The following is a 445-nucleotide window of genomic DNA, read 5'->3' as shown; positions in this document are numbered from 1 at the left end:
GGCTTCATTAAGATTATTATAATATTCTCCATATATGCTTACCTTTCTATAGTCACTTTTTGCTACAATTACACTAGATACATACTGCCAATCATCTATATCTTCATTAAAAGGAATTAGAAACCAATCAGCTTCAGTAGATGATTTTTCTAGTCCAACTCCCAGTGCAAAGCGTCTGGCTTCTTCATCAGGTACAGAGTCCTCACTTAAAGCTACTGAACTCCCCTTTGCCCAACCAGACACTATAAAACTATCTCCTGCTTTCCCTGAAATATTAAATTCCTGTGATATATTCTTTTTCTTTCCTACAACTCCAACTATCTTATATGCTGTTTTTCTATCAACAGTAGATGCTAGTTTATCGCCGCTATCAGATTCTGGGTTTTGTCTCCATGGAAATGGATCTGTAAGAGAGTAAGAAAAGTCTGCGTTTTCTACTAGGCTG

The 445-nt window shown here is 36.6% G+C and carries 1 protein-coding gene; it reads right to left on the bottom strand.

All coding sequences use genetic code 11. The features are described 5' to 3' along the window. Nucleotides 1–445, bottom strand: a 445-nt coding sequence (locus N4T77_RS20155) for a hypothetical protein (RefSeq protein WP_261673646.1), incomplete at both ends; no start/stop codon positions are given.

Source organism: Clostridium sp. CX1 (assembly GCF_025398335.1).
GTDB classification, from domain to species: Bacteria; Bacillota; Clostridia; order Clostridiales; family Clostridiaceae; genus Clostridium_AM; species Clostridium_AM tanneri.
This window is presented reverse-complemented; position numbering and strand designations above follow the sequence as displayed.